We start from the raw sequence: 1,264 nt of genomic DNA, 5'->3' as shown, positions 1-1,264 counted from the left end.
GTGTAAAGTTCGATATAACGGCCGTTTGCGCTGCGCTCAATTCGTTTTTAGGGGTTATGTTGCTTGCTATAACCCAATTATCCACTCAGCAAGCTTTAAAAATCGAATTCCCGAGAAATTTCATAAAATTCATGAAATACAGAAATCTTAACCCTGAAACTGAATTTAAAGGAAAATTAGTGTAGTTTTGAGACAGACTGCCGTTGCCAGTAATTGAAAAAAAACACTGATAAGAATATGAAATTACCAAAACTTGACATTTTAGAAATTATAGAACAGGATGTTCAAGAGATTTTCTCTTCAAGAAAGAAAAGTAAAGTATTGCATAAGACTAAAGATATAGATGCTTCTGGAAATGAAGTTGAAAATGCTGTTAGAAGAGTTATAAGGAGAAAATTACCTCTCAAATATTATGTGAGTCAAGGACATATTGTAGATGAACAATTACAGACAAGTAGTCAATTAGATTTAATTATCGCCGATAATATTGGTTCACCTGTTTTATTTACATCTGAAAATGGAACTGAATACATTCCTTATGAATCAATCTATTCTTTTGCTGAAATAAAATCAACCTATTATGCCAATAAGGATTATTTAGGCAGTTTTGTAAAATCAACTAAAAATATTTATGACATATTAAATCGAAAAGACACACCACATAATCAACTTACTCAAGAAGCAGGTTTAGATTTTGGAGCTGGTATATCTTTCCAAGCGCGAGACAAAAGACCTTTCAAAAATCCGCTTTTTAAGTTTATGTTCTTTGTCGATTCCAATGATTTTTCAATAAACGATATAAAAAAAATACTAAACGAGACTGACGACAAATATTTACCGAATTTAATTGTATTGTTAGATAGAGGAATTGTTGCCAAGGCAATTATAGATAAATCAGCAAATTCAAGTAAAATAGAATTATTTCCAGAATTTATAAATGATTCAAACAAAAACGAATACAAGTGGTTATTGGTGGAATTTAAAGACGACAAAAATAAGCAAGCTATAAATCTGTCATTTTTGAATTTTAGTTTAAACTTTCATTTGAAAAACTGTCTTTTAATGCGACCAGATTTAATGAAATATTTTGGGCAAATGTTTGAATATAATGGTCAAATTATCGAATAAAACAACTACTGGCAATAATAACTAAGCATTCGTGTGGTCGGTACGACCCAACATGAATGCAGTGTTGACTGAACCGGTGTATGTCGGTTTGCCCTTATGGGGATTGGTCTAGTTTGGGATGGGTTTTCAGGAGTCG

Annotated in this window: 2 protein-coding genes; both read left to right on the top strand. The window is 31.6% G+C overall.

The genetic code is table 11. The features are described 5' to 3' along the window. On the top strand, positions 1 to 185 hold a 185-nt coding region (locus H4O20_RS15050), incomplete at its 5' end, for a hypothetical protein (RefSeq protein ID WP_221442932.1). 52 nt (positions 186 to 237) lie between these two features. Then, positions 238 to 1,128 carry a DUF6602 domain-containing protein gene (locus H4O20_RS13275; protein WP_185099581.1) on the top strand — a complete coding sequence of 297 codons (891 nt, stop codon included), beginning with the start codon at positions 238 to 240 and terminating at the stop codon, positions 1,126 to 1,128. The last annotated feature ends 136 nt before the right edge of the window (positions 1,129 to 1,264 follow it).

It is taken from the genome of Aequorivita sp. 609 (assembly GCF_014212065.1).
Taxonomy (GTDB): domain Bacteria; phylum Bacteroidota; class Bacteroidia; order Flavobacteriales; family Flavobacteriaceae; genus Aequorivita; species Aequorivita sinensis.
This window is presented reverse-complemented; position numbering and strand designations above follow the sequence as displayed.

Coding starts and splice junctions, on each gene's coding strand:
- H4O20_RS13275 (WP_185099581.1), top strand. CDS start 238: ATGAAATTACCAAAACTTGACATTTTAGAAATTATAGAACAGGATGTT.